The 19,757-nt window shown below is 66.9% G+C and carries 17 protein-coding genes and 1 other RNA gene; 5 read left to right on the top strand and 13 right to left on the bottom strand.

Annotated features, from left to right (window positions below):
- Positions 1 to 440: 440 nt before the first annotated feature.
- The 6 genes from KOL93_RS03995 to KOL93_RS03970 all read right to left on the bottom strand — a co-directional run bounded on the left by KOL93_RS03995 (position 441) and on the right by KOL93_RS03970 (position 9,618).
- Positions 441 to 2,111 carry a sulfatase family protein gene (locus tag KOL93_RS03995; protein ID WP_221584037.1) on the bottom strand — a complete coding sequence of 557 codons (1,671 nt, stop codon included), beginning with the start codon at positions 2,109 to 2,111 and terminating at the stop codon, positions 441 to 443.
- Entirely contained in the window at positions 2,108 to 4,471 is a 2,364-nt protein-coding gene (locus KOL93_RS03990; RefSeq protein WP_221584036.1) for an alpha-L-rhamnosidase-related protein, read from the bottom strand. Before KOL93_RS03990 ends, KOL93_RS03995 begins: the two co-directional genes overlap by 4 nt.
- A gap of 130 nt (positions 4,472 to 4,601) precedes the next feature.
- Complete coding sequence (locus tag KOL93_RS03985; protein ID WP_374107103.1) at positions 4,602 to 5,432, bottom strand: ATP-binding cassette domain-containing protein; 831 nt, start codon at positions 5,430 to 5,432, stop codon at positions 4,602 to 4,604.
- Positions 5,429 to 7,162 (bottom strand): dipeptide/oligopeptide/nickel ABC transporter permease/ATP-binding protein, encoded by a 1,734-nt coding sequence (locus KOL93_RS03980; RefSeq protein WP_221584035.1) that lies wholly within the window; start codon positions 7,160 to 7,162, stop codon positions 5,429 to 5,431. Before KOL93_RS03980 ends, KOL93_RS03985 begins: the two co-directional genes overlap by 4 nt.
- Positions 7,159 to 8,100, bottom strand: a complete 942-nt coding sequence (locus KOL93_RS03975) for an ABC transporter permease (RefSeq protein WP_221584034.1) — start codon at positions 8,098 to 8,100, stop codon at positions 7,159 to 7,161. Before KOL93_RS03975 ends, KOL93_RS03980 begins: the two co-directional genes overlap by 4 nt.
- Before the next feature lie 21 nt (positions 8,101 to 8,121).
- Positions 8,122 to 9,618, bottom strand: coding sequence for an ABC transporter substrate-binding protein (locus tag KOL93_RS03970; RefSeq protein WP_221584033.1), 1,497 nt, complete (start codon positions 9,616 to 9,618; stop codon positions 8,122 to 8,124).
- 186 nt (positions 9,619 to 9,804) lie between these two features.
- Here KOL93_RS03970 and KOL93_RS03965 point away from each other — a divergent pair, with 186 nt between their 5' ends.
- Entirely contained in the window at positions 9,805 to 10,812 is a 1,008-nt protein-coding gene (locus tag KOL93_RS03965; protein ID WP_221584032.1) for a LacI family DNA-binding transcriptional regulator, read from the top strand.
- A 114-nt stretch (positions 10,813 to 10,926) separates the two neighbouring features.
- Here KOL93_RS03965 and KOL93_RS03960 read toward each other — a convergent pair.
- Positions 10,927 to 12,161 (bottom strand): IS3 family transposase gene (locus tag KOL93_RS03960; RefSeq protein WP_221584501.1). Its coding sequence is split into 2 segments (ribosomal slippage): positions 10,927 to 11,930 and positions 11,930 to 12,161, totalling 1,236 coding nucleotides; the frame shifts between segments, so codons are not numbered across the junction.
- 394 nt (positions 12,162 to 12,555) lie between these two features.
- Between KOL93_RS03960 and KOL93_RS03955 the strand changes: the two genes are divergently transcribed.
- Together KOL93_RS03955 and KOL93_RS03950 are read left to right on the top strand one after the other, a co-directional pair.
- Positions 12,556 to 12,798, top strand: a complete 243-nt coding sequence (locus KOL93_RS03955; RefSeq protein WP_221584031.1) for a hypothetical protein — start codon at positions 12,556 to 12,558, stop codon at positions 12,796 to 12,798.
- Positions 12,795 to 13,238: a hypothetical protein gene (locus tag KOL93_RS03950; protein ID WP_221584030.1), complete on the top strand. Its 444-nt coding sequence runs from the start codon at positions 12,795 to 12,797 to the stop codon at positions 13,236 to 13,238. Before KOL93_RS03955 ends, KOL93_RS03950 begins: the two co-directional genes overlap by 4 nt.
- A gap of 280 nt (positions 13,239 to 13,518) precedes the next feature.
- Here KOL93_RS03950 and KOL93_RS16135 read toward each other — a convergent pair whose 3' ends face one another.
- Positions 13,519 to 13,755, bottom strand: a complete 237-nt coding sequence (locus KOL93_RS16135; protein ID WP_260405923.1) for a hypothetical protein — start codon at positions 13,753 to 13,755, stop codon at positions 13,519 to 13,521.
- A gap of 301 nt (positions 13,756 to 14,056) precedes the next feature.
- Between KOL93_RS16135 and KOL93_RS16130 the strand changes: the two genes are divergently transcribed.
- Positions 14,057 to 14,674 (top strand): site-specific integrase, encoded by a 618-nt coding sequence (locus KOL93_RS16130; protein ID WP_260405968.1) that lies wholly within the window; start codon positions 14,057 to 14,059, stop codon positions 14,672 to 14,674.
- A gap of 80 nt (positions 14,675 to 14,754) precedes the next feature.
- On the opposite strand, the gene ssrA is transcribed toward KOL93_RS16130, so the two are convergent.
- The 3 genes from ssrA to KOL93_RS03930 all read right to left on the bottom strand — a co-directional run bounded on the left by ssrA (position 14,755) and on the right by KOL93_RS03930 (position 16,835).
- Positions 14,755 to 15,124: a transfer-messenger RNA gene (gene ssrA / locus KOL93_RS03940) on the bottom strand.
- Between the two features lie 124 nt (positions 15,125 to 15,248).
- Positions 15,249 to 15,917, bottom strand: coding sequence for a DNA alkylation repair protein (locus KOL93_RS03935; RefSeq protein ID WP_221584029.1), 669 nt, complete (start codon positions 15,915 to 15,917; stop codon positions 15,249 to 15,251).
- A 255-nt stretch (positions 15,918 to 16,172) separates the two neighbouring features.
- Positions 16,173 to 16,835 carry a mismatch-specific DNA-glycosylase gene (locus KOL93_RS03930; protein WP_260405922.1) on the bottom strand — a complete coding sequence of 221 codons (663 nt, stop codon included), beginning with the start codon at positions 16,833 to 16,835 and terminating at the stop codon, positions 16,173 to 16,175.
- 115 nt (positions 16,836 to 16,950) lie between these two features.
- On the opposite strand from KOL93_RS03930, the gene KOL93_RS03925 reads away from it, so the two are divergent.
- Positions 16,951 to 17,862 carry a DUF808 family protein gene (locus KOL93_RS03925; RefSeq protein WP_221584028.1) on the top strand — a complete coding sequence of 304 codons (912 nt, stop codon included), beginning with the start codon at positions 16,951 to 16,953 and terminating at the stop codon, positions 17,860 to 17,862.
- 36 nt (positions 17,863 to 17,898) lie between these two features.
- Here the strand turns inward: KOL93_RS03925 and KOL93_RS03920 are convergent, their stop codons facing one another.
- Together KOL93_RS03920 and KOL93_RS03915 are read right to left on the bottom strand one after the other, a co-directional pair.
- Positions 17,899 to 18,252, bottom strand: coding sequence for a DUF1801 domain-containing protein (locus KOL93_RS03920; protein WP_221584027.1), 354 nt, complete (start codon positions 18,250 to 18,252; stop codon positions 17,899 to 17,901).
- 277 nt (positions 18,253 to 18,529) lie between these two features.
- Positions 18,530 to 19,750, bottom strand: a complete 1,221-nt coding sequence (locus tag KOL93_RS03915) for a ferrochelatase (protein ID WP_221584026.1) — start codon at positions 19,748 to 19,750, stop codon at positions 18,530 to 18,532.
- Between the last annotated feature and the right edge of the window lie 7 nt (positions 19,751 to 19,757).

Raw genomic sequence — 19,757 nt, 5'->3', positions numbered from 1 at the left:
GAGAACGCATCCGAAGTGTTCTCGGCCGCTCGCATCAAGAAGGAGGCCCACAACGGGTCAGGAAGAACCGTCCCTGGTTCTCTGCCGCTCCTATGCGGGTGCCAGCACCGGATGGGATCCGGTGTTTCGAGGTCGGCGTAGAACGCGACTTCGAACTCGTCGGGCGGGACTCATCTCGGATGGAGATGACATGGTCCGCCCGCCAACCGCCGCTACTGCCATGGAGATCGTTCAATTCCGCGACGAGATTCTCGCTTCGCTGTTGATCGCCGTCAGAGCCACCAAGGTACTGCTGTTCCACTCGTGGCCGGATTGATCAGGAAAAAGCGCGATCCTGGATCCCTGGCAATTGTCCCGCTCTTCGCTGAGACGCGTCACGGCCTCCGACTGCGGGGCGATGTCTATGGCCACTGTTTCCTGCGCGGGACGGCCCGCGAAGTTCACACGGTGTGCGCGGGCGTCAATCGTACGGGCGCCGGCCAGGCCGGGAGGGCCGCCCCCTCGCCTTCTGCGGTGCTCCGCTCGCCCAGTCGGGCGAGCCGTGCGTCAAGGCGACCGAGGAGCGCGGTGGGTAGCCGCTCGGGGTCGGCCATGGCCAGCAGTCGCAGCGATCGCCGCGGGAACAGGGCGTCGTCCGACGCGAGCAGGGCCGGTGCGAGCTCCTCTACGACCGCGCATGCGGCAGGGTTCGCGAGGATCGCGGCGATTTGCGTGTCGACTCCGTAGCGCCGACCGCGCGGATCGGGAGACGTCCACCCGTCGGTGCCGCTGGCACCGACGGGTTCGTTGACCTCAAAGTAGTGCTCGAGCCCGTCCCTGCGGAGGTACTCGTCCCCGGGGGCGAACTCATCGCCGAGCTTCTCGAGCCACGCGTTGAGTTCAGCGTCGAGACGCGTCTGCTCCTCAGCCAGGGCGGGATCGTCGCAGCGGTTGTGCAGCTGGGCCGGATCGGCCCGGTTGTCGTAGAGCAGCCACGGCCCTCGGCGCGTTCGCACGTAGGTGTAGCGCGCATCGCGCACTCCGCGGTACTCGTCGAGCCCGTAGCGGCGCATGCTCGAGTACGCCACAGGAGCGCTCAGGAAAGCTGTCGCTGGACTGGTCTCACGTCGAGACATATCCAGCCCGGAGACAGATTCCGGCACAGGTAGCCCTGCGAAGCCGAGAAGCGTCGGCATCAGATCGGGGCTGTTGAACAGCTGGTCGGTTCTCTCGGCTGCGCGGCCGGGAGCCTTCACGAGCAGCGGCACGCGGACCGCTTCCTCCCAGGGGTTCAGCTTGTGCTCGATTCCCTGCGACCAGAGCATGTCTCCGTGGTCAGATGTGAAGGCGATGACGGTGTTCGAGGCGTCGACGCCCTCGAGCAGACGTCCGACGCACTCATCGAGCGCGGCGATATGGGCGTAGTAGCCGCGCAGGTCCTCCGTCGCTCGCTCCGCGGCCCACGTCGGAACGTTGTCCGGCAGCGCGATCCGCTCCTCCGCGTACATCTGACGGAACCGTTCCGGCGCCGTCTGCAGTGGAAAGTGCGGGGGCCCGTAAGAGAGCATCAGGAAGAACGGGTCTTCTCCCTCTGAGCCCATGAAGTCCAGCGCCGCATCGGTCTGGTCGAAGGCGTCGTACCCCTCCCAGCGGCGTCTGATCGGGTCATCGCCGAGATAGTACGCCGAGTCGTTGTAGTCATGAGTGCATTCCAGAACGGCCCAGTGCTCGAACCCAAGACGCGCCTCGGGCGGAATGTACTCGTTCCGGCGCTCGAAGCGCCCGTCGGGGCTTCCGTGGAGGTGCCACTTGCCGATGTATCCGGTGCGGTACCCGTGCTGCGCGAAGGCCTCGGCCACCGTGGTGCCCTCGGGCTCCAGCGGCACATCGTTGATGTAGACGCCGTGCTCGGTCGGGTACTGCCCCGTGACGAAGCTGGCGCGCGCAGGGCAGCAGATCGGCTCGCCGGACACGGCCTGCGTAAAGTCGACGGCTTCCGCGGCCAGACGATCGATGTTCGGGGTGCGGACGTGCGGGTCGCCCGCGTAGCCGGTGTTGTGCGCCCGCCACTCGTCCGTGAGGATCACCAGGACGTTCGGGCGACCGCCCGGCTGCTTCTGCTCGTGGTTCATATCGTCTCCTTCGTCGCACTGCTGGCCGCCAGAGGTGCCGAGTTCATCGAACCGAGGCCGACGGTGTGTCGCCCAGGTGGCAGCTCGCGCTCCGTGCCGTCCCACGCGCGCACGACCACATGCACCGGGGTGCTGATCGCCAGCACCCCGTGGACGACCTCGGCACGGATCGAACCGGCCGTCGTCGGCACCGTCGCCTCGATCCGCGAGATGTCGGTCTGCGCAGGCGCGACGACGTATGCCCGTTCGTCGAGCGCCGGCGGCTGCACGCCCAGCACATGCACGATGAGATCTCGAGTGGGCGAACTGCTCCAACCGTGGCTCGGAGTGCCCCACTCCCAGCACTCGCCGAACGTGTCGTATCCGTCGACCAGGTAGCGGCTCCATCTCCTCAGCAGATCAGGGAGCAGTGCGGCGTGCCCTGCCTGCGCGATCGCGTCGTGCACGACAGCGGAGAAGAACGGCTCGGCGCGCACGATCTCGCGGTCGACGTCCCAGTCGACGCGACGCACGCCCTCGACACGGTCGCGCACTTTCTGTTCGAGGCCGATCTCGGGCGACGGCGCGTTCCAGCCGCGCGTGACGAGGCGGGTTTCATCCGTCATCGCGCCGACGATGCGCGCATGGCGATGCCGCGGCACAATGCCGCTGACGATCGCCGCCGCATTGGCCGCCTGAGAGGCCGCAGGCTGCCGCTCGCCGCCCACGACATGGTCGACGTAAACCCCGCGCTCCTCGCACCAGAATGCCTCGTACCCTCGCGCGGCACGTGCGAGAGCCACCGCGGCGCGCGCGGCGTCGCCCGAGTTGCCGACCCATCGGCTCAGCTCGCCGTACTCGCTCAGTGCTCGCGCCCACAGGCCGGTCAGAATCGAGCTGCGCCCAGAGGTGAACACGCTCGACCAGTCGACCAACGGCCACTCCGGCACGTCCGCGAGCACGCCTGTGGCATCTTCAAACTGGCCGAACCAGGCCAGCACGCGCGCGATCGACGGCATCCGGTGCAGGATGAACTCGCGGTCGCCCGACGCGCGCGCATACATCCACACAGCGTGCACCCAGTGCAGCGACCAGTCAGGAATCGAGAACCCGCCGTCCGACTCGATGTCGCCGGCCACCGACATGGGCAGCAGTCCGTCGGAACGTGGGGAGTCTCCGAGCTCGAGATGACGGCGCACCAGGCGCCAGTCGGAGTTCGTGGCGAGGTGCACTCCGATGTGCACGACGGCATCGCCCGTCCATGCACGCTGCTCTCGGGTCGGGCAGTCGGTGAACGCGTCGACCGAGTTGAGCTGCACCGTTCGCATCCCGGCGTGCCAGAGCCGTTCGAGTTCGGAATCACTCGAGGCGAACGAGGCCTCGTCCGCGACGGGGTAGAGGTGCTCGCGCACACGCAGGTTCCGCATTCGGACGTCGGCCGCGGCCGATGGCCGGATGACCATTGCGATGTACCGGAGGCCGTTCGTCTCCAGCGCCCGGAACGCTGTGCGTCCCTGCCCCGCGATCACTCTTGCGCCGGCCCGCGGAAGATAGCGCTGGTCACCTCCGGCTGCCAGCAGTTCGCGCTCGAGGTAAGCGAGGTCGACGACGGTGCCCTCCGGCGCCTCGAGGTCGAACTCGACGAAGCCCGCCACGATGCGCCCGAAATCGACCTCGACGACGTGCGCGCCACCATCCGGTACTCGCGTCGTCTCATCGAGTTCGCACCAATGGAGCGCGGAGCGCATCGAGGCGGCGAGTTCCCGCGCCCCCGCGACGAGCTCGACAGGGCCGCAGTCTGGTCGCACGGCTCCGCGAACGTCTCGGGGTGCAATGCGCTCCCCCGTGAGCGCCGCGATGCCACGCGGGTGCAGAGCCCCGTAGGGGTGCGCCGGAGGCGTCGACCGTCGGTAGGCGCCGGCGTGTCGAGCTCGCAGAACCTGGGCCCGCGGCCACTCGGGGGCGTCGGTGCTCGTCGTCCACGTGCCGTCGATCCTACGGTGATCGATCACCTCGATCGGCAGGGACCCGAGCTTGCCCTCGCTGGGCACCGGCTCCCATGCGTCGATCCGCTGCGCGGTCCACTCGCCGTTCGTCACGAGTTCCTGCCACTCGTCAGGTGCGTCGAACACCAGTGCGGCGACTGCCCCGAGGCCTCGCTCGACGCGGGCTCTTTGCCATACCGCGTTGTCCTCGCCGTAGTACGTCACGAGTGCGCCGATCACGTTGTCGCCCTCGCGCAGCGCAGGCGCGATGTCGTACTCGTCGTAGGTCCAGCGCGCGGGCTGCGATCGCACCGGACCGCGCCCGATCTCCCGCCCGTTCACCCACAGGACGTAGCGGGCATCGGCGGAGACTCGAATGGGCAGGGTGGCCGGCACGTCGTCAAACGCGACGGTGCGCCTGAACGCCGCCCGTGTCAACTCATGAGTGCTCTCGTCGTCGGCGACTCCAATCCACTGACCGCGCCATGAGTCGTTGCGCGCGTCCGTGCCGTCTCGGCCTCGACCATCATGCACCGCTTTCCTCGGCCTTCACCCGGTGGCGCTCCGCCCTGCGCCGCGCCTGTTCGTCGGGGTCGACGGCGGGCGTCGCGAGCAGCAACCGCTTCGTGTACGGGTGCTCGGGCCGCGTGATCACCCGATTCGCGTCGCCGTCCTCCACGATCTCTCCGGCCTTCAGCACGGCGATCCTGTCGCTGATGCGCTGCACGACGCCGAGGTCGTGACTGATGAAGAGATAGGCCACGCCCGTACGCCCTTGGAGCTCTTGCAGGAGCGTCAGGATGCGCGCCTGGGTCGACACGTCGAGCGCGCTGGTCGGCTCATCGCACACGATCAGTCGCGGCTCGAGCGCGAGAGCTCGGGCGATGGCGATGCGCTGTCTCTGTCCGCCGGAAAACTCGCTCGCAAGGCGATCGCCGGCGTCGGAGGGAAGCTCGACATCATCGAGCAGTCGCTTCACCCGTTCACGGGCGCCTCGAACACCCCGCACGACGAGCGGTTCGCTCAGAATGTCGCTGACCGTCATCGCGGGGTTCAGCGACGAATAGGGATCCTGGAAGATCGCCTGCAGCCCGACGGTCGCGCGCCGCCTGCTGGATCGCGAGAGTCCCGCCAGATCCGTTCCGTCGAAGCTGATCCCGCCGGCAGCGACGGGGGCGAGGCCCAGGACGGCGCGCCCGATCGTGCTCTTGCCCGACCCGGATTCGCCGACGAGGCTGACGGTCTCGCTTTCGCGAACCGTCAGGTCGACGCCCTGGATCACGTGCTTGCGTTGACGTCGTGGACCACGATAGGTCACGTGGAGATCACGGATCTCGAGCAGCGGTGCGGCCATCATCGCTCTACCTCCACAACCGCGTCGAGAAGAGCGCGGGAGTACTCGTGGGATGGCCCGGCGAGGAAATCGCGGGCGGACGCGGTCTCGACGATCTTGCCGCTCTTCATGACGGCGACGCGGTCGCAGATGTCCGACACGACGCCGAGATTGTGGGTGACGATGACGACCGCGAGTCCGCGCTCGTCTCGCAGCTCGCGCAGCAGATCGAGGATCTCGGCCTGAACGGTCACATCGAGCGCTGTCGTCGGCTCGTCGGCGATGATCAGCTCGGGTTCAGACGCGACGGCGCCGGCAATGAGCACCCGCTGAGCCATGCCGCCGGATATCTCGTGCGGGTGCTTGCGCACGACATCAGCAGGGTCGTGGATGCCGACGCGCGCGAGCAGGTCGATCGATCGGCTCAGCGCGTCTGCACGCGAGACCTTGCGAACAGCACGCATCCAGCGCACCATCTGCACGCCGATGGTCATGCTCGGGTCGAGGTTCGTCATCGGCTCCTGCGGCACGTAGGCGATGCGCGTGCCTCGAACGGAACGCATCCCCACGGACCGGTTCAAGATCTGCGTGCCATCGAACACCACCGATCCGCCGGTGACGAGTGCGTTCTGCGGCAGCAGTCCGAGAATCGCGAACGCCGTCTGGGACTTGCCGGATCCCGACTCTCCGACGAGCCCGAGCACCTCGCCCTTGCGCACCGAGAGGTCGACGCCGCTGACCACTTCGCGCACGTCATCGCGCCCGATCGGATAGGCCACCCGTAGCCCGCGCACGTCGAGCAATGACCTGGTGGCCGGCGCCTCTGCGGGCGCAACCTCCAGCGTCCGCGCCCTTCTAGGCGACAACCGGCGCCGTTTCGACGAGGGATCAAGGGCGTCGCGCAACGCATTGCCGAGCAGCACGAAGGCGCTGACCGTCACCGTAATAACAATCGCTGGCCAGATGACGCCACTCATCGAGGCGTAGATGTTTCGGAAGGCGAGGTCGAGCATGCCGCCCCAGGAAGGCTCGCGCGGGCTACCAAGACCGAGGAACTCAAGCGTTGCCTGGATGCCGATGGCCGTGCCAAGAATAAACGCACTCTGGATGATGATGGGCGAGCGCACGGCGCGCAGCACGTGGTGGACGATGATGCGCAGGTCGGTCAGCCCCGACACTTTCGCGGCGTCGATGTAGAGCTCGTTGCGCACGCTGGCTACGACGCCGCGGACCAGTCGATAGAAGATCGGCGCCACGAGCACTCCGTAGATCGACATCGCGAGCAGGATGTTCGGTCCGATGACCGCATACATCGCGATCAGCAGCACGACACCCGGCAGCGCGAGCACCGCGTCCGCGAGCCAGTTGCCCACGGTCTGCACGGGGCCTGCGAAGTATCCGGCGATGAGGCCCGGCACAACGCCGACCACCAGCGACACAACCAGCACAATCACAGCGGCGACGAACGTTCCTCGCGCGGCCCAGATCAGCCGCGACAGCACGTCGCGTCCGGCCGAGTCGCCTCCGAGAATGTACCCTTCGCTCATCGGCGGGGCGTTCGTGAGCTCGACGCGGGTCGCGTTCGGGTCGAAGGGCGCGATCCAGGGCGCGAGGGCAGCCACAACCGCGAGCAACAGCAGCACGATGAGCGAGACCAGACCGAGCGGGTTCCTCAGGAAGCGCACGATCGTGCTCGTGCGCTGTTCCTCAGGCGCTGTCATGAGTGTGACCGTGGTCGGCGGCGTGGCGTTCATCGCTGCCTCACTTTCGGGTTGAGCGCCGCGTTCGCGAGGTCGGCGACGAGGTTGACGATGACGACGACCACGACGACGAACAGCACGCAACCCATCACGATGGGGATGTCGCCGAGCAGAGCGCTGTTCACTGTCAGCTCACCGACGCCCGGCAGCGCGAATACCCGCTCGATCACCACGACGCCGCTCATCAGAACGATGATCTGCAGGCCGAGAATGATGATTCCTGGTCCCGCGGCATTTCGAAACACGTGCTGGAATACGATGGATGCAGGGCGCATCCCGCGCGAGCGGAGAGTACGCACGAAGTCGCGTTCGAGCACATCTTTGACCGCTGCGCGAAACTGTTGCGACGCCGGTCCGACCGACGCCGCAGTGACAGCGATCACAGGAAGCACGAGGCTCGACGCCCACCCTGCAATATCGATGGCCGGAGAGACGTATCCGGTCGCGGGGAACGTCCCAGTGCCCACCGCCAGCGACATCACCAGGATGATCGCGACGATGAAGTTCGGCACGGCTGTTCCGACCATCGCAAGCACCTGCAACACTTTGTCGACCCATCCGCCCGCGACGGCCGCCGCGATGCCGAGCAGTGCGCTGAGCACAGCCGTGAGCAGCATGGCGATACCGATGAGTGCGAGCGTCACCGGAATCCTCGTCGTCATGATGTTCGCGACATCGTCCCCCGAATAGAAGCTGGTTCCCAGATCACCTCTGAATGCGGCGCCCAGCCAGTCCAGGAACTGCGCGACAACGGGCCTGTCGAGCCCCAGCTCCGCTGCACGTGCGGCGACCTGCTCATCGGTCGCGTCGACGCCGAGAATCGTACGGGCGATCGCCTGCCCGTTGCTAAAGACCAACGCGAATGAGGCAAACGCCACCGCAAGGGCAAGCAGAATGCTCGACGCGAGTCTTCTGATGATGAAACCGAGCATCAGTGCTCCCCTTTCAGCGCGTTACTCGAACGACCGCAGCTGCGGCACCTGGAAGTACGGGTCCGGGGTGCCAAGAACCGTGGTTCCCGCACCGGTCGCAAAGTACGCGGTGCGGAGGTTCCACGGGATGAACCAGGCGTTGTCCACCATGTACTCGTTGACGGCATGAGTGACATCGACGAGCTCGTCACCCTGGGCCGACTCGGCTCGCTCGATGAGCTCTGTGAGCTCCGGCTCGGCGACGCCCAATGTGTTCCACGTAGCATCAGGGCCCATCGACTGGTTGATGTTCCACAGCGACGATGACAGCGGCATGCTGATGTACGTCATGGCGAAGCGTCCGCTCAGGATCTCCGGGACGGCTGACGCCGCGGCGAGGGGCGTCTCAGTGACAGTGATGCCGATCTCACCCAGCTGCTGCACGATCAGCGGGTTCGCCTGGTCGGTCTGCGGCGTACGCGAGGGGATCTCGACTTCGAACCCGTCGGCATAGCCCGCATCCGCCATGAGCTTTCTCGCGGCGTCGACGTCGAAGCTGTACGTGGAATCGAACGATTCGTCGTACGCCTCGGAGCCTGGCGCGAACATCTGCCCCGTCGGCTTCGCGCGCCCGTCGAACAGCCCCGTGACGATGGCGTCGCGATCGAACACCATGTTCATCGCCTGCCGCACGCGAACATCGCCGAGAGCTGGCACGATCTCGCCCGCGCGATCGAAGATGACGATGCCGTTCGTCGCATCCGTCCATTCGGTGATCGCCAGCTGCGATGCCTCAGCCTCAGCCACCGCCTGCGCGCCGATCACCGCACCGTCGACCTGCCCCGTCTTCAGCGCGTTCAGGCGCGCCGTCTCATCGGGCATGATGTTGATGACGAGCTTCTCGTACGGGTATGCATCGGCGTTCCAATAGTCGTCGCGCTTCTCGAACGTCAACACCGAGCCCGTCGTCGAGCTAGCCGCGTCGAGCCTGTAAGGGCCTGAGCTGAGGGGAGCCGAGTCGACGTCGGGCGACGAGATCGCCTCGGGCGATGCCACGATGCCGGGGCTCAGACACATGTACGTCGCGAGCAGACCGCGCGGCGCGTCGGCGGCCAGAACGACCGTCCGCTCGTCTGGCGCGTCGACGCTCACGTCTGCGACGCGAACGGCGCCGGATCCGCCCCCCGTCTGCATGTGCTCGATGGATGCCTTCACGGCCTCCGCGTCGACGGGCGAACCGTCCTCGAACGTCATCCCCTCCCGCAGATTCAGAGACAGAACTGTATTGTTGTCCGTGAACTCGAACGATTCAGCGGCACCCGGACCGACCGTACCGTCCTCTTCGCACGTGAGCAGAGTGTCGTAGACGGCGGTCCACTGCCAGACCCCGTCGAACGCGCTGAGCTGCATCGCCGGGTCCCATGATGCGGGCGGCGTCGACGCCGCAAGGTTGAGGACCGAGTAGTCCCTGTCGTCCACGTCGTCCGGCCCCGGCGTCGACGATCCAGTGCATGCGGTGAGTGCGAGCGCCGCCGCCACGACTCCTGCTGCGGCCGACAGACGACGGTTTCGTCCAGTTGTTCGGTGGTTTCGCATCGATACCCCTTTGTATGCGATCGCACCCGCAGGTCGGGCGCGACGCCTACACTAATGTCACGCACTTAATCGTGCAAGCATGAAGTGCCGGCCGACGAGGGCGAGATGATCATCCGCAATACTGAGGGGGTGAACGAGCAAGACAAGAAGGCGCAGCGCCGACGAGTGACGGCAGCCGACGTCGCCCGCCTCAGCGGCGTCTCGAGGGCCACCGTCAGCTATGTGCTCAACAACGCACCTGGACAGACGATCCCGGAGGAGACCAAAGCACGTGTGCGCGCGGCCGCGGTCGAACTCGCCTACGTTCCGAGCGCGGCGGCCGCGTCGCTGCGTCGCGGGCACTCGCGAATCGTCGTCCTCGTCACCGACTCGGCTCTCACCGGGTATGTCACAGAACCGTTCCTCCGTGCGATCTCCGACCGTCTCACGGAAGACGACCTGGTGCCGGTGGCTCACCAGTACGCCTCCGACGAGGCACTGCATGCGCTGCTCGACGAGATCCGCCCCTTCGGCGTCATCGACCTGACGGGTCTCAGCGAAGATGTCCTATCACGCATCCGCACAGCCGGGGTGCCTCGCCTATACTCGTCCGCTCAGGGTGATCCGGCGTTTCCTCGACCATGGGAGAACGACATCGGTCGCCTGCAGGCCGATCACCTGATCTCACTCGGCTGCCGGACCATCACCTACATCGCGCCGGCCGCGGAGCACCCTCGCGCCCTGCTCGCCCGCGCGCGATTCGACGGCGTGCTTCGCGCATGCGCAGCGGCAGCCCTGGCACCCGCCAGATATATCGAGGTCGACACCGACTCCGACACGGCGGCGACGGCACTGCGTCCCCTGGCCTCCCTCGACGCGCCAGGCTTCTGCGCATTCGACGACGAGGTCGCAGCGATCGCCCTCGCGACGCTGCCGCACGTCGGCCTGATGGTGCCGGCGAACGCACAACTGATCGGCGTAGACGACGCGCCGTTCAGCGGCTACCTCTCACCGCCACTCACTACGATCTCCATCGACTCAGCGGGCTCGGGGCGCCAGGTGGCGGCACGGCTTCTCGGCACCGAACCACAGCGATCGCCGCGAGAAGCCCCCGACGCCCGCATCATCGAACGCGCCAGCACCGCAGGCCAGTCCTAGCTGTGACGTCCACGCAGGTCGTTGAGTCTGCTGATCGGTGCGTCGCCAATTGCGGAGTCTCGCCGGTGATGATCGCAGAAGTGGATTTGAACCGTCCCCGGTTCTTTACCGCTCCTATGCGGGTGCCAGCACCGGGTGGGATGGCGTTTCGTGGCCAGCGTAGTACGCGGCCTCGAACTCGTCGGACGGGACGTCCCCGATAGTCGAGTGCAAGCGCCGCGCGTTGAACCAATCGACCCATCCAGCGGTGACCCATTCGACGTCGTCGGTCGTGCGAAGTGGCCCGGTCCGGAACGGTGAACCGTCACGGATTGCTTCGTTCTTGAACAGCCCGATTGTCGACTCGGCGAGGGCGTTATCGTAGGCGTCGCCGATTGATCCGATCGACGCAGCGATGCCTTCGAGGGAGAGCGTCTCAGCGAATGACACGCTCGTGAATTGCGAGCCCGCGTCGCTGTGATGGATCAGTCCGTCCTCGGCGGGGTGGCCGGCGCGGTCGCGTCGCCATAGGCCCATCCGCAGTGCGGTGGTCACCAGCGGGGTCGTCTTCACGGTCGCGGCGTGCCACCCGACGATCGCTCGCGAGTAGCAGTCGATCACGAACGACACATAGACGAACCCGGCCCACGTCCGCACATAGGTGAAGACCGCGACCCACTGCCGATTCGGCGCGAGGGCGGTGAAGTCCCGATCCAGCAGATCAGGTGCACGAGCGGCGTTGCGGTCCGGGACCGTCGTGCGCACGCCCTTGCCGCGCACGAGACCGTTGATCCGCAGCTCACGCATCAGCCGATCGACCTGCCGCTTTGACACCGCGAGGTCTTGTCGGCGCAGCAGCGCGGTCATCTTCCGCCGCCCATACATCGACTCCGGCGTCGCCTCGCCGTTCGCGTTCACTCGGACGGCTCGGATCGCGTCGATGACGACCGCGTCCGCGAGGTCCCGGTCGCTGGGCTGGGCACGTTTCCATGCCCGGTGTGTCCGCTTGGCGACCGGCACGCCCTGCTCTCGCAGAACCTTGCAGATCGACCCGGCCGTGCGGCCTCTTGCGCGCTGCTCCTCGATGAACGCGAGGATCAGTGGCGTCGGGGGTCGAGTTCCCCGGCGAAGAAAACCGCAGCGTCTCGGAGGATCGTGTTCGCCTCACGCAACTCGCGATTCTCCCGTTCGAGCCGACGCATCCGCTCTGACTCGCTCGACGTCACGCCCTGGCGTTCCCCGCCATCGATCTGCGCCTGCCGCATCCAGCGACGCAGCGACTCGGCCCCGAACCCCAACCGCTTCGAGACGGTCTCGCACGCGGACGTCAGGTTCGGGTACTCATCGAGGTGATCGAGCACGAGCCGGATCGCACGCTGCTTCGTCTCCTCCGGATCCTCTTCGGCATGATCTCCATCTTCCTTCCAAACTCGAAAGGAAACGGCCTCAAACCGGGGACGGTTCAGTGCGGGAGCGCGACTACCAGAGGGCACTCGCGCTCCCGCACTGGGCCGGCACAGAGATTCTTCATGGTTCCGAAGCGCGCCACTTGTCTCGAACCTGACGGCGGATGGTGCTCGTCATCCGAAAGCCGGACAGACGGGGGCATAGTCAGTCCATAGGCTGAGATTGCTCATTTCCTCAGGCGGCCCCTCAATCTCAAGGGGCGGATCACACGAAAGGTACCTTTTGATTTCTAAGCGCATCGCGGCACTCGCTGGAGTGTTCGCCCTCGCACTTGGTGTGCTCACCAGCACTCCAGCAATGGCTTCTGAGGAGTCCTCCTCGGCCGCGCCGAGTGCCGTCCAGTCGGCTTCCCTGGTCGCAACGAACGAAACAGAATCTGACGCGACCGTCCAGCCCCTGATCTGGGGAAGCGTCATCAAGGTGCTTACCTCCAAGCCGGCGTGCATCTCGGCGCGCGACTTCTACAACAACACGTTCCCCGATCTGCCAAAGGTGAAGTGCCTCAAGATGGGCAAGGTGTGGGTGGTGGTCCCTCGATGAGCCGCGTACACGGATACACGATCGACGAGTGGCGTGATCGCTGCGCGACGATCCTCGACGAAGCGGCACAGCTGGAGCCGTTTGCGCCGCGAAAAGTCGATGATCCCTGGAATGCAGACTCCCTCGACTCCCTCGAGCAGCACATGCTCAACACATGGGCGACTCCGGAAGAGATACCCGACTCCGTTGTCCAAGCGTACGAGGCATTCCTCGGCGAAGGACTTCGTCGCACGTTCGACGGAAAGTGGGTCTTCCTCCCGCCCGAGATGCTCGGGGTCACCGGCGACGCGGCGAGTACGGGCCTGGGTATCGAGTACGCCGCCTCCGGGGCGACCGATGTCGTTTCGAGCATGGTCCCGCTTGCGTATCAAACCCGTGCGGGCACATGGTGGTCTTCCGCGTTTGCCGCTTCACAAGAGCTGGCGCGCGTCGGATCGTAGCGCTGGCACATTGCGTCTCGTTGGCATCGTGCTCCTCGGCATCAGTGACGAGTTCCACTGTGTGTGCACGATGAATGCGCCCAGTCGACCAACCATGTAGGTTGCACGACCGTCGCAGCAGTTGCTGCCGCTCGCGCACGGGCGGCGGCAACTGCTGAGCGACAATTACATCTAATGTCCCGATGTGGAGGAGGGGACTGCTGAAGATGCCGAGCACGATGCTCGCCACCTTGCGGACGGTCGGGTTCTTCACGACAACGTTAGGGGTATCAGCCGTGGGTCAGTCTCCGTTCAGAGCGTCAAGCCACCCGTCCGGGGGATCCGGGAGCGGCACCGCGTTGTTGCGGTAGGCGTGGTCGATAAGGCTGCGGATGTACAGCCCCGAGAGGCGGTGGCGGCGTTCGAGTGCTTCGAGGCGCGCGGTGAACTTCGTGAACTTCGCCGCGACGATGCCGATCACCGTCCCCGCGAGGCCGACGATCGCGACGCCGAGGGGCACCCATACGACGGTCGGCATGGAGCCATCCCCGGTCAGCGCTGCGCCAGCCACGCGAAGCGCTCGATCTTCTGCGCGCGGGACCATGGGCCGCCGTAGACGTGGTCACCGGATCCGCCGAGGTCGTCACGGACGCGCCCCTTGTCGTCGAGGACGTCGGCCGAGATGCCGCGGATCGCGATCGGCGACGGTGGTGCTGCGGGCGGTGGGCGTGCTCGCGGGGATCCTCGACGTCGCTGTGCGTGACCGGCGTATCTCGAAGAATGCGGCGCGCGGCGCGCGGAATCTGCCTCGCAAGGAGTCGAAGTAGACGCGACGGTACCTGAGCGACGCGGAGGTCGTGAAGCTCGCGAGCGCGACGCGCGAGCCAATGCTCGCGACTCTGGTGCTGGTGCTGGCCCACGGCGGGCTCAGGTGGAGTGAGGCGATCGGACTGCGCGTGCAGGACGTGAACATGCTGCGCCGGCGACTGCACGCGAACCGCGCCGCTGTGGAGGTGGAAGGCGTGATCGAGGTGGGTCCGCCGAAGTCGTGGGAGAAGCGCACTGTCCCGTTCCCCGGATTCCTCGTCGAGCCGCTCGAGTCGCTCACGGCCAACAAGGCGCCGAGCGATCTCGTGTTCGCGAACGACGCCGGCGGATACCTCCGGCGAGCGAAGACCGACGAGGCGGCGGGATCGTGGTTCGCGCGCGCCGTCACGGCCACGGGCATCGAGCGCATCGCGCCGCACGACCTGCGACACACGGCGGCGTCCCTCGCGATCGCGTCGGGCGCGCACGTAAAGGCAGTACAGCGGATGCTCGGGCACAAGTCCGCGGCGATGACGCTCGACACCTACGCCGACCTGTTCGACGACGACGTCGACGACGTCGCGACGCGGCTGAACGAGCGCGCGGTCGCAGCGGATGTGGGAAAAACGTGGGCAGGCGCCGTTTCCTGAGAACGAATCCGGGCACAGAAAACCCCCTCGATGCCTACGGAGAGTAGGGATCAAGGGGGTTAATCACAGGTGCGTTGCGGTCGTGGAGCTGGGGGGAATCGAACCCCCGTCCAGCACTGGTTCACTGGGGTTTCTCCGGGCGCAGTCTGTGGAGGCGTTCTGCTCGGCTCCGATCTTCAGCACAGACACATAGATCGACGAGCCCAGTCGAAGAAAAGTCCCGTGACGCGTCTCGACACCACGTCACAGCAAGATCCCTAGATGACGCCAGGATCCGTGGCGGGATCACCCACGGTCTGACGGACTATCGGGCTCGCTTACGCAGCGAGAGCGAAGTCAGTGCGCTTAGAGTTGGCACTTATTGGTTTGCAGGGGGCGTTTACGAGATAACCCTGCGTCCTCGGCCCGCTTCCCTCAGATCGGCAGATGCTGTCGAAACCGATCAGCCCCGTGGATCCTTCTGAGGAAGGGAACCGCATACGCACGCTGTGGAGTTGCCATCGCGCATGACACGCGATCGATCGGGTCGCACCCGAGCAGTTCAGGATACACCCGGCCGCGGATCCGCGTCCACTCAGGTCTTCTGGCGCGACACGATCTCGCCGATCCAGAGGGGCGCGTAGGGCGAGGTGCACCCGGGAGGGGTCGGATAGTCCTTCAGAACCTCGAGACGCTCGCCGATGTCGATCGCTCGCTTTCGCAGGTCCGGGTGTGCGATGCCGATCGCGGCGAGAGTGTTGTTCATCTCCCACTGCTTGCGGGCGGGCGCCTCTTTCATCTCGGACTCGATCTCGTTCAGCAGGGCCTCGAGGTCGAGCACCTCCGGCTCCCGGACCGCTCGATCTGCGGCGAGCGCCCACGCCCCGGCGGCGACCGCGGGGTCGGCGTCGTCGTGCCAGGCCTCCCGCAGCTCGTCCGCATGCGGGGACTTCTTCACGACGTAGTTGATCAGCCAGTCGGTGACCTTCGGCACACGCGCGTCCCGCAGCATCTCGTCGAGCTCGTCGGCACCGAACTGCTTCGGACGGCAGATGAGCAGCGCGACGAGTCGCAGCGGCGTCTCTCCGGTGGCCCAGAGGTCGACCGCGAGCTGCTCGTTCTTCTTCAGCGCCTTGGCGACGGCGCGCAGGCCGCTGAGCTTCACGCCGTGATCGTCGCCGTGCTTCTCGTTGACGGCGCGGACCTTCGGATCCTCGAGCGCGGCCAGCTCCTCGCGCACGCTCTCGACAGTGGGTTCGACCATGGTCCTCAGAATACTTCCGGCACGGCGGCGCGTCGACGATCCTGCTGTTCGCACAGGCCGTCGGCACGGATCCGGTCGGGAGCATCGGGCCCGGCTGGGAGTACGACCTCGAGCGGCTCGCTCGAGTGCTCACCGACGAGGATCCGTCGGCCGTGGTCTGGGAGGACTACTCCCCTGCGCTCCGCGAGCCGTACGAGGCGCTCGCCACGTGAGCCCGCACGGTTCCGCAGCGGCTCAGTCGCGACGGCGCAGCACTCATCGATCTCGGCGCGGGTCGGAGACATCGGTTCCCGCGTCCCGCCACACCTCGCGCCAGCGGGCGGCGAGCGAGGCGATGTTCTCGTGGGCGTTCAGACCGCTCGGCTGCGGTACGACCCACAGAGCGACGTCGCTCGGCCACCCGGGGATCGCGGTCGGGTCCTGGGTGCCGAGCTGCGCCTTCGGCTGCGCGAACGCCGCGCGGAACGCCGTGATGCCGGCGATCGCGACGACGTGCGGACGCAGCTCCTCGATCCGCACGACGAGACGTCGGCCCGCCTCGTGCAGCTCGTCGCGCGTGAGCTCGTCGGCGCGCACGGTCGCCCGCCCGACGAGGTTCGTGATGCCGATCCCGCGAGAGAGAAGCTGATCGACGTCCTCCGGTGCGAGCCCTCGGGACGCGTCGATCCTGTGATCCGTCAGCCCGGCCTCGTGCAGCGACGGCCAGAAGCGATTCCCCGGCCGCGCGAAGGGCGCATTGACCGCCGCCGTCCAGAGTCCCGGATTGATTCCCACGATGAGCAACGCGAGTGGCTCTCCCGCCTGCGGGAGGACGTCGTCGATCGCATCGGGATCCGCCGTCGCGAACTGCGCCAGCTCGTCTTTGCGCGGGCGCCGACCCCCGAGAGGGGACGGCTGCCGAGGCATTCCGCGTTCCATGATCTCCACCGTAGGGCCCGCGGCGCGGCATCCCTCTCGCGTCGGGCAGAATGCGAACATGGCTCTGGCCCCCGCTTCGGGTGGGCCGAGGCACTCGACTCACCCAGGGGGATCCATGTCCGTCGGTCTGCTCGCCGTCGTGGACGACATCCTGAGCGCTGCGCTCAAGGCATCGTCGAAGGCTGCCGGTGTCGTCATCGACGATGCCGCCGTGACACCGCAGTACGTGCACGGTCTCTCGCCCGCGCGCGAGATTCCTGTCGTGATGAAGATCGCGCTCGGATCTCTCGTGAACAAGTTCGTGTTCATCATCCCCGCAGCGCTCCTGCTGACCGCCTTCGCCCCGTGGGTGCTGCCGTATCTCCTCATCCTCGGCGGGGCGTATCTCTGCTTCGAGGGGGCAGAGAAGGTGCTCGAGTGGTTCGGCCTCCATCACGCTCACGTCGACGAGGGCGCGCGCGATGAGAAGAAGCTCGTCGCGGGCGCCGTGCGCACCGACCTCATCCTGTCGACGGAGATCATGCTCATCTCGCTGTCGAACCTCGACACGTCGCTCGGCATCTGGATGACTCTCGGCGCGCTCGCTGTGATCGCTCTCCTGATGACGGGCGTCGTCTACGGCGCCGTGGCGCTCCTCGTGAAGATCGACGACATCGGCCTGAAGATGGCGAAGGACGACAGCCCGCGGGTGCGCCACACGGGCGCCCGCATCGCGCGTTCGATGCCGGCCGTCTTCCGCGTCATCAGCATCGTCGGCACCGTGGCGATGCTCTGGGTGGGCGGCCACCTCGTGCTCGCGAATCTGGGCGCCGTCGGGCTCAGCTTCTTCACCGACATCATCCACGGCATCGAACACGCCCTCGCGCCCGCCGGTGCCTTCGTCGTCTGGCTCGGCGACACGGCCGCCTCGGCCGTCGCCGGCCTCCTCGGCGGCCTGCTCATCGTCGGCGCCGTGCTGCTGATCGGGCGTCTCTTCGGCAAGCGCCCGAGCTTCACGGAAGGCGGCGAGACGCCGGCGCACGTCTAGGGCGTCTGCCCGCAGCAGCCGCATCGCCCGGCGTCGTCACCCGATCGCGCCGCGCACGATCTCGACGACGCGCTTTTCCGTCGCGTCATCGATCTCGTCGAAGTACCACGCGGACGGGATCAGCCTGCCGTCGACGCCGCCCGACGGCGCGAGGGAGGCCTTCTCGCTGACGGCGAGCGACATCAGCTCGTCGTTACGGAAGAAGACGAGGACCGGCTCGCTCGCGGACCGCGCGTACCCCGGCATTCCGTACCAGATGCGCGCCTTGAGCTCGGGCGCAGCGGAGACGATCACGTCGTGCATCCGCTGCATGGCCGATCGCCGCGGCTCGTCCATCGACGCGATCTTCTCGAGGACCTTCTGCAGGTTCTTCTCGTCCTTCGTGGCCATGATCATGTCCTTTCGTCGGCCGATGACGATGCATCAGCGCCGTGAAGTGAGTGCGCCGTAGAGCGCAGCACCCCATTCGGACATGTCCTGATCGGTGTCAGGCCTCTCCGCAATGATTCAGACGATCAGCTCGCCTGGAAGCGCAGGACGTGGCGGCTCTGCCCGCCACGGAGACCAAGATAACACCGTCGACCGCGCACGGGAACACCTCTCGGACGCGTGCGCGCGGTGCCGAGAAGAGGATCCGCCCGGCTCTCTCCGACGCGGGTTCCGGCCCTCACGGCATGATGCCCGCGATCGCCGGCCGGGCGGCCGCTCCCGCCTTCGCGCAGCAGCCCGGGCGGCACACGTCGAACCACGGGCCGATCCGCGTGACGCTGGCCCGCTCGCCGACCGGACGCCCCACGACGCGTTCGCGAACGAGATCGACGAGAGCGTCGACGAATGTCGGGTGCACGCCGGGAGTCGCGACGCGCGTGACCCAGAGCCCGCTCTCCTCCGCCGTCTCTCGCGCCTCGCGGTCGAGATCCCAGAGCACCTCGAGGTGGTCGCTCACGAATCCGATGGGCACGACGACCGCCGCCGTGCGTCGATCGAGCGCGGCGATCGCGTCGTTGATGTCGGGCTCAAGCCACGGGGTCGACGGAGCACCGGAGCGCGACTGGTACACCAGCTGCCAGGAGACGTCGGGAGCGGCGTCGGCGATGACCTGCTCGGCGACCGCCAGATGCTGCGCCGCGTATCCGCCGCCATCGACATCGTCGAATGCGCCCGCGCCTGAGAGCGCCGCATCGGCGGACGGGATGCTGTGCGTCGTGAACAGCACTTCGATCGCGTCTCGGCGGTGACCGGCGCTCTCTGCCGACGCGACGGCCTCGCGCAGGCCCTCCGCGAACGGCTCGACGAAACCGGGGTGCGAGAAGAACTGGCGCACCTTGTCGATCTGGAGCGTCCCACTCAACTCCGCCGACTCGAGCGCATCCGCCCAGTCCTCGCGATACTGGCGACACGAGGAATAGGACGAGTACGCGCTCGTCGGGATCGCGATCATGCGACGCACACCGTCCCGCGCGGCCTCGGCGAGAACGTCGTCGAGATAGGGCTCCCAGTTGCGATTCCCCCAGTACACGGGGAGATCGAGCCCGGCCGCCGCGAGCGCCTCCTGCAGCGCGGTGCGAAGCGCCCGGTTCTGCTCGTTGATCGGGCTGACGCCTCCGAAGGCCCGGTAGTGCTGCGCGACTTCTTCGAGACGCGCATCCGGGATCCCGCGACCGCGGGTGACGTTGCGCAGAAACGGCAGCACGTCGTCCTGTCCCTCGGGACCGCCGAACCCGGACAGGAGCACGGCGTCGTAGGAGACCGGCTCGGTGATGTGCGCGGACCCGGACTGCGCGGCCGGCGACGCCGAGGCGACGACCGCCCCGGGCTCGACGTGCACGCCCGTGGCCTGCGGCGGCTTGGTCTCGCGTCGGGGCGTCGATGCGTCGAGATCTGTCATGCGTTTC

The sequence above is a fragment of the Microbacterium salitolerans genome, from assembly GCF_019720895.1.
GTDB lineage: Bacteria > Actinomycetota > Actinomycetes > Actinomycetales > Microbacteriaceae > Microbacterium.
Note: the sequence above shows the minus strand (reverse complement) of the source record. Positions and strands in the feature narration are given on the sequence as shown.

Excerpts from the sequence above, each read along its gene's own strand:
- KOL93_RS03995 (WP_221584037.1), bottom strand. The coding sequence starts at position 2,111 with ATGAACCACGAGCAGAAGCAGCCGGGCGGTCGCCCGAACGTCCTGGTG.
- KOL93_RS03985 (WP_374107103.1), bottom strand. The coding sequence starts at position 5,432 with ATGATGGCCGCACCGCTGCTCGAGATCCGTGATCTCCACGTGACCTAT.
- KOL93_RS03980 (WP_221584035.1), bottom strand. The coding sequence starts at position 7,162 with ATGAACGCCACGCCGCCGACCACGGTCACACTCATGACAGCGCCTGAG.
- KOL93_RS03975 (WP_221584034.1), bottom strand. The coding sequence starts at position 8,100 with ATGCTCGGTTTCATCATCAGAAGACTCGCGTCGAGCATTCTGCTTGCC.
- KOL93_RS03955 (WP_221584031.1), top strand. The coding sequence starts at position 12,556 with ATGGCTTCTGAGGAGTCCTCCTCGGCCGCGCCGAGTGCCGTCCAGTCG.
- KOL93_RS03950 (WP_221584030.1), top strand. The coding sequence starts at position 12,795 with ATGAGCCGCGTACACGGATACACGATCGACGAGTGGCGTGATCGCTGC.
- KOL93_RS16135 (WP_260405923.1), bottom strand. The coding sequence starts at position 13,755 with ATGCCGACCGTCGTATGGGTGCCCCTCGGCGTCGCGATCGTCGGCCTC.
- KOL93_RS03935 (WP_221584029.1), bottom strand. The coding sequence starts at position 15,917 with ATGGTCGAACCCACTGTCGAGAGCGTGCGCGAGGAGCTGGCCGCGCTC.
- KOL93_RS03930 (WP_260405922.1), bottom strand. The coding sequence starts at position 16,835 with ATGGAACGCGGAATGCCTCGGCAGCCGTCCCCTCTCGGGGGTCGGCGC.
- KOL93_RS03925 (WP_221584028.1), top strand. The coding sequence starts at position 16,951 with ATGTCCGTCGGTCTGCTCGCCGTCGTGGACGACATCCTGAGCGCTGCG.
- KOL93_RS03920 (WP_221584027.1), bottom strand. The coding sequence starts at position 18,252 with ATGGCCACGAAGGACGAGAAGAACCTGCAGAAGGTCCTCGAGAAGATC.
- KOL93_RS03915 (WP_221584026.1), bottom strand. The coding sequence starts at position 19,750 with ATGACAGATCTCGACGCATCGACGCCCCGACGCGAGACCAAGCCGCCG.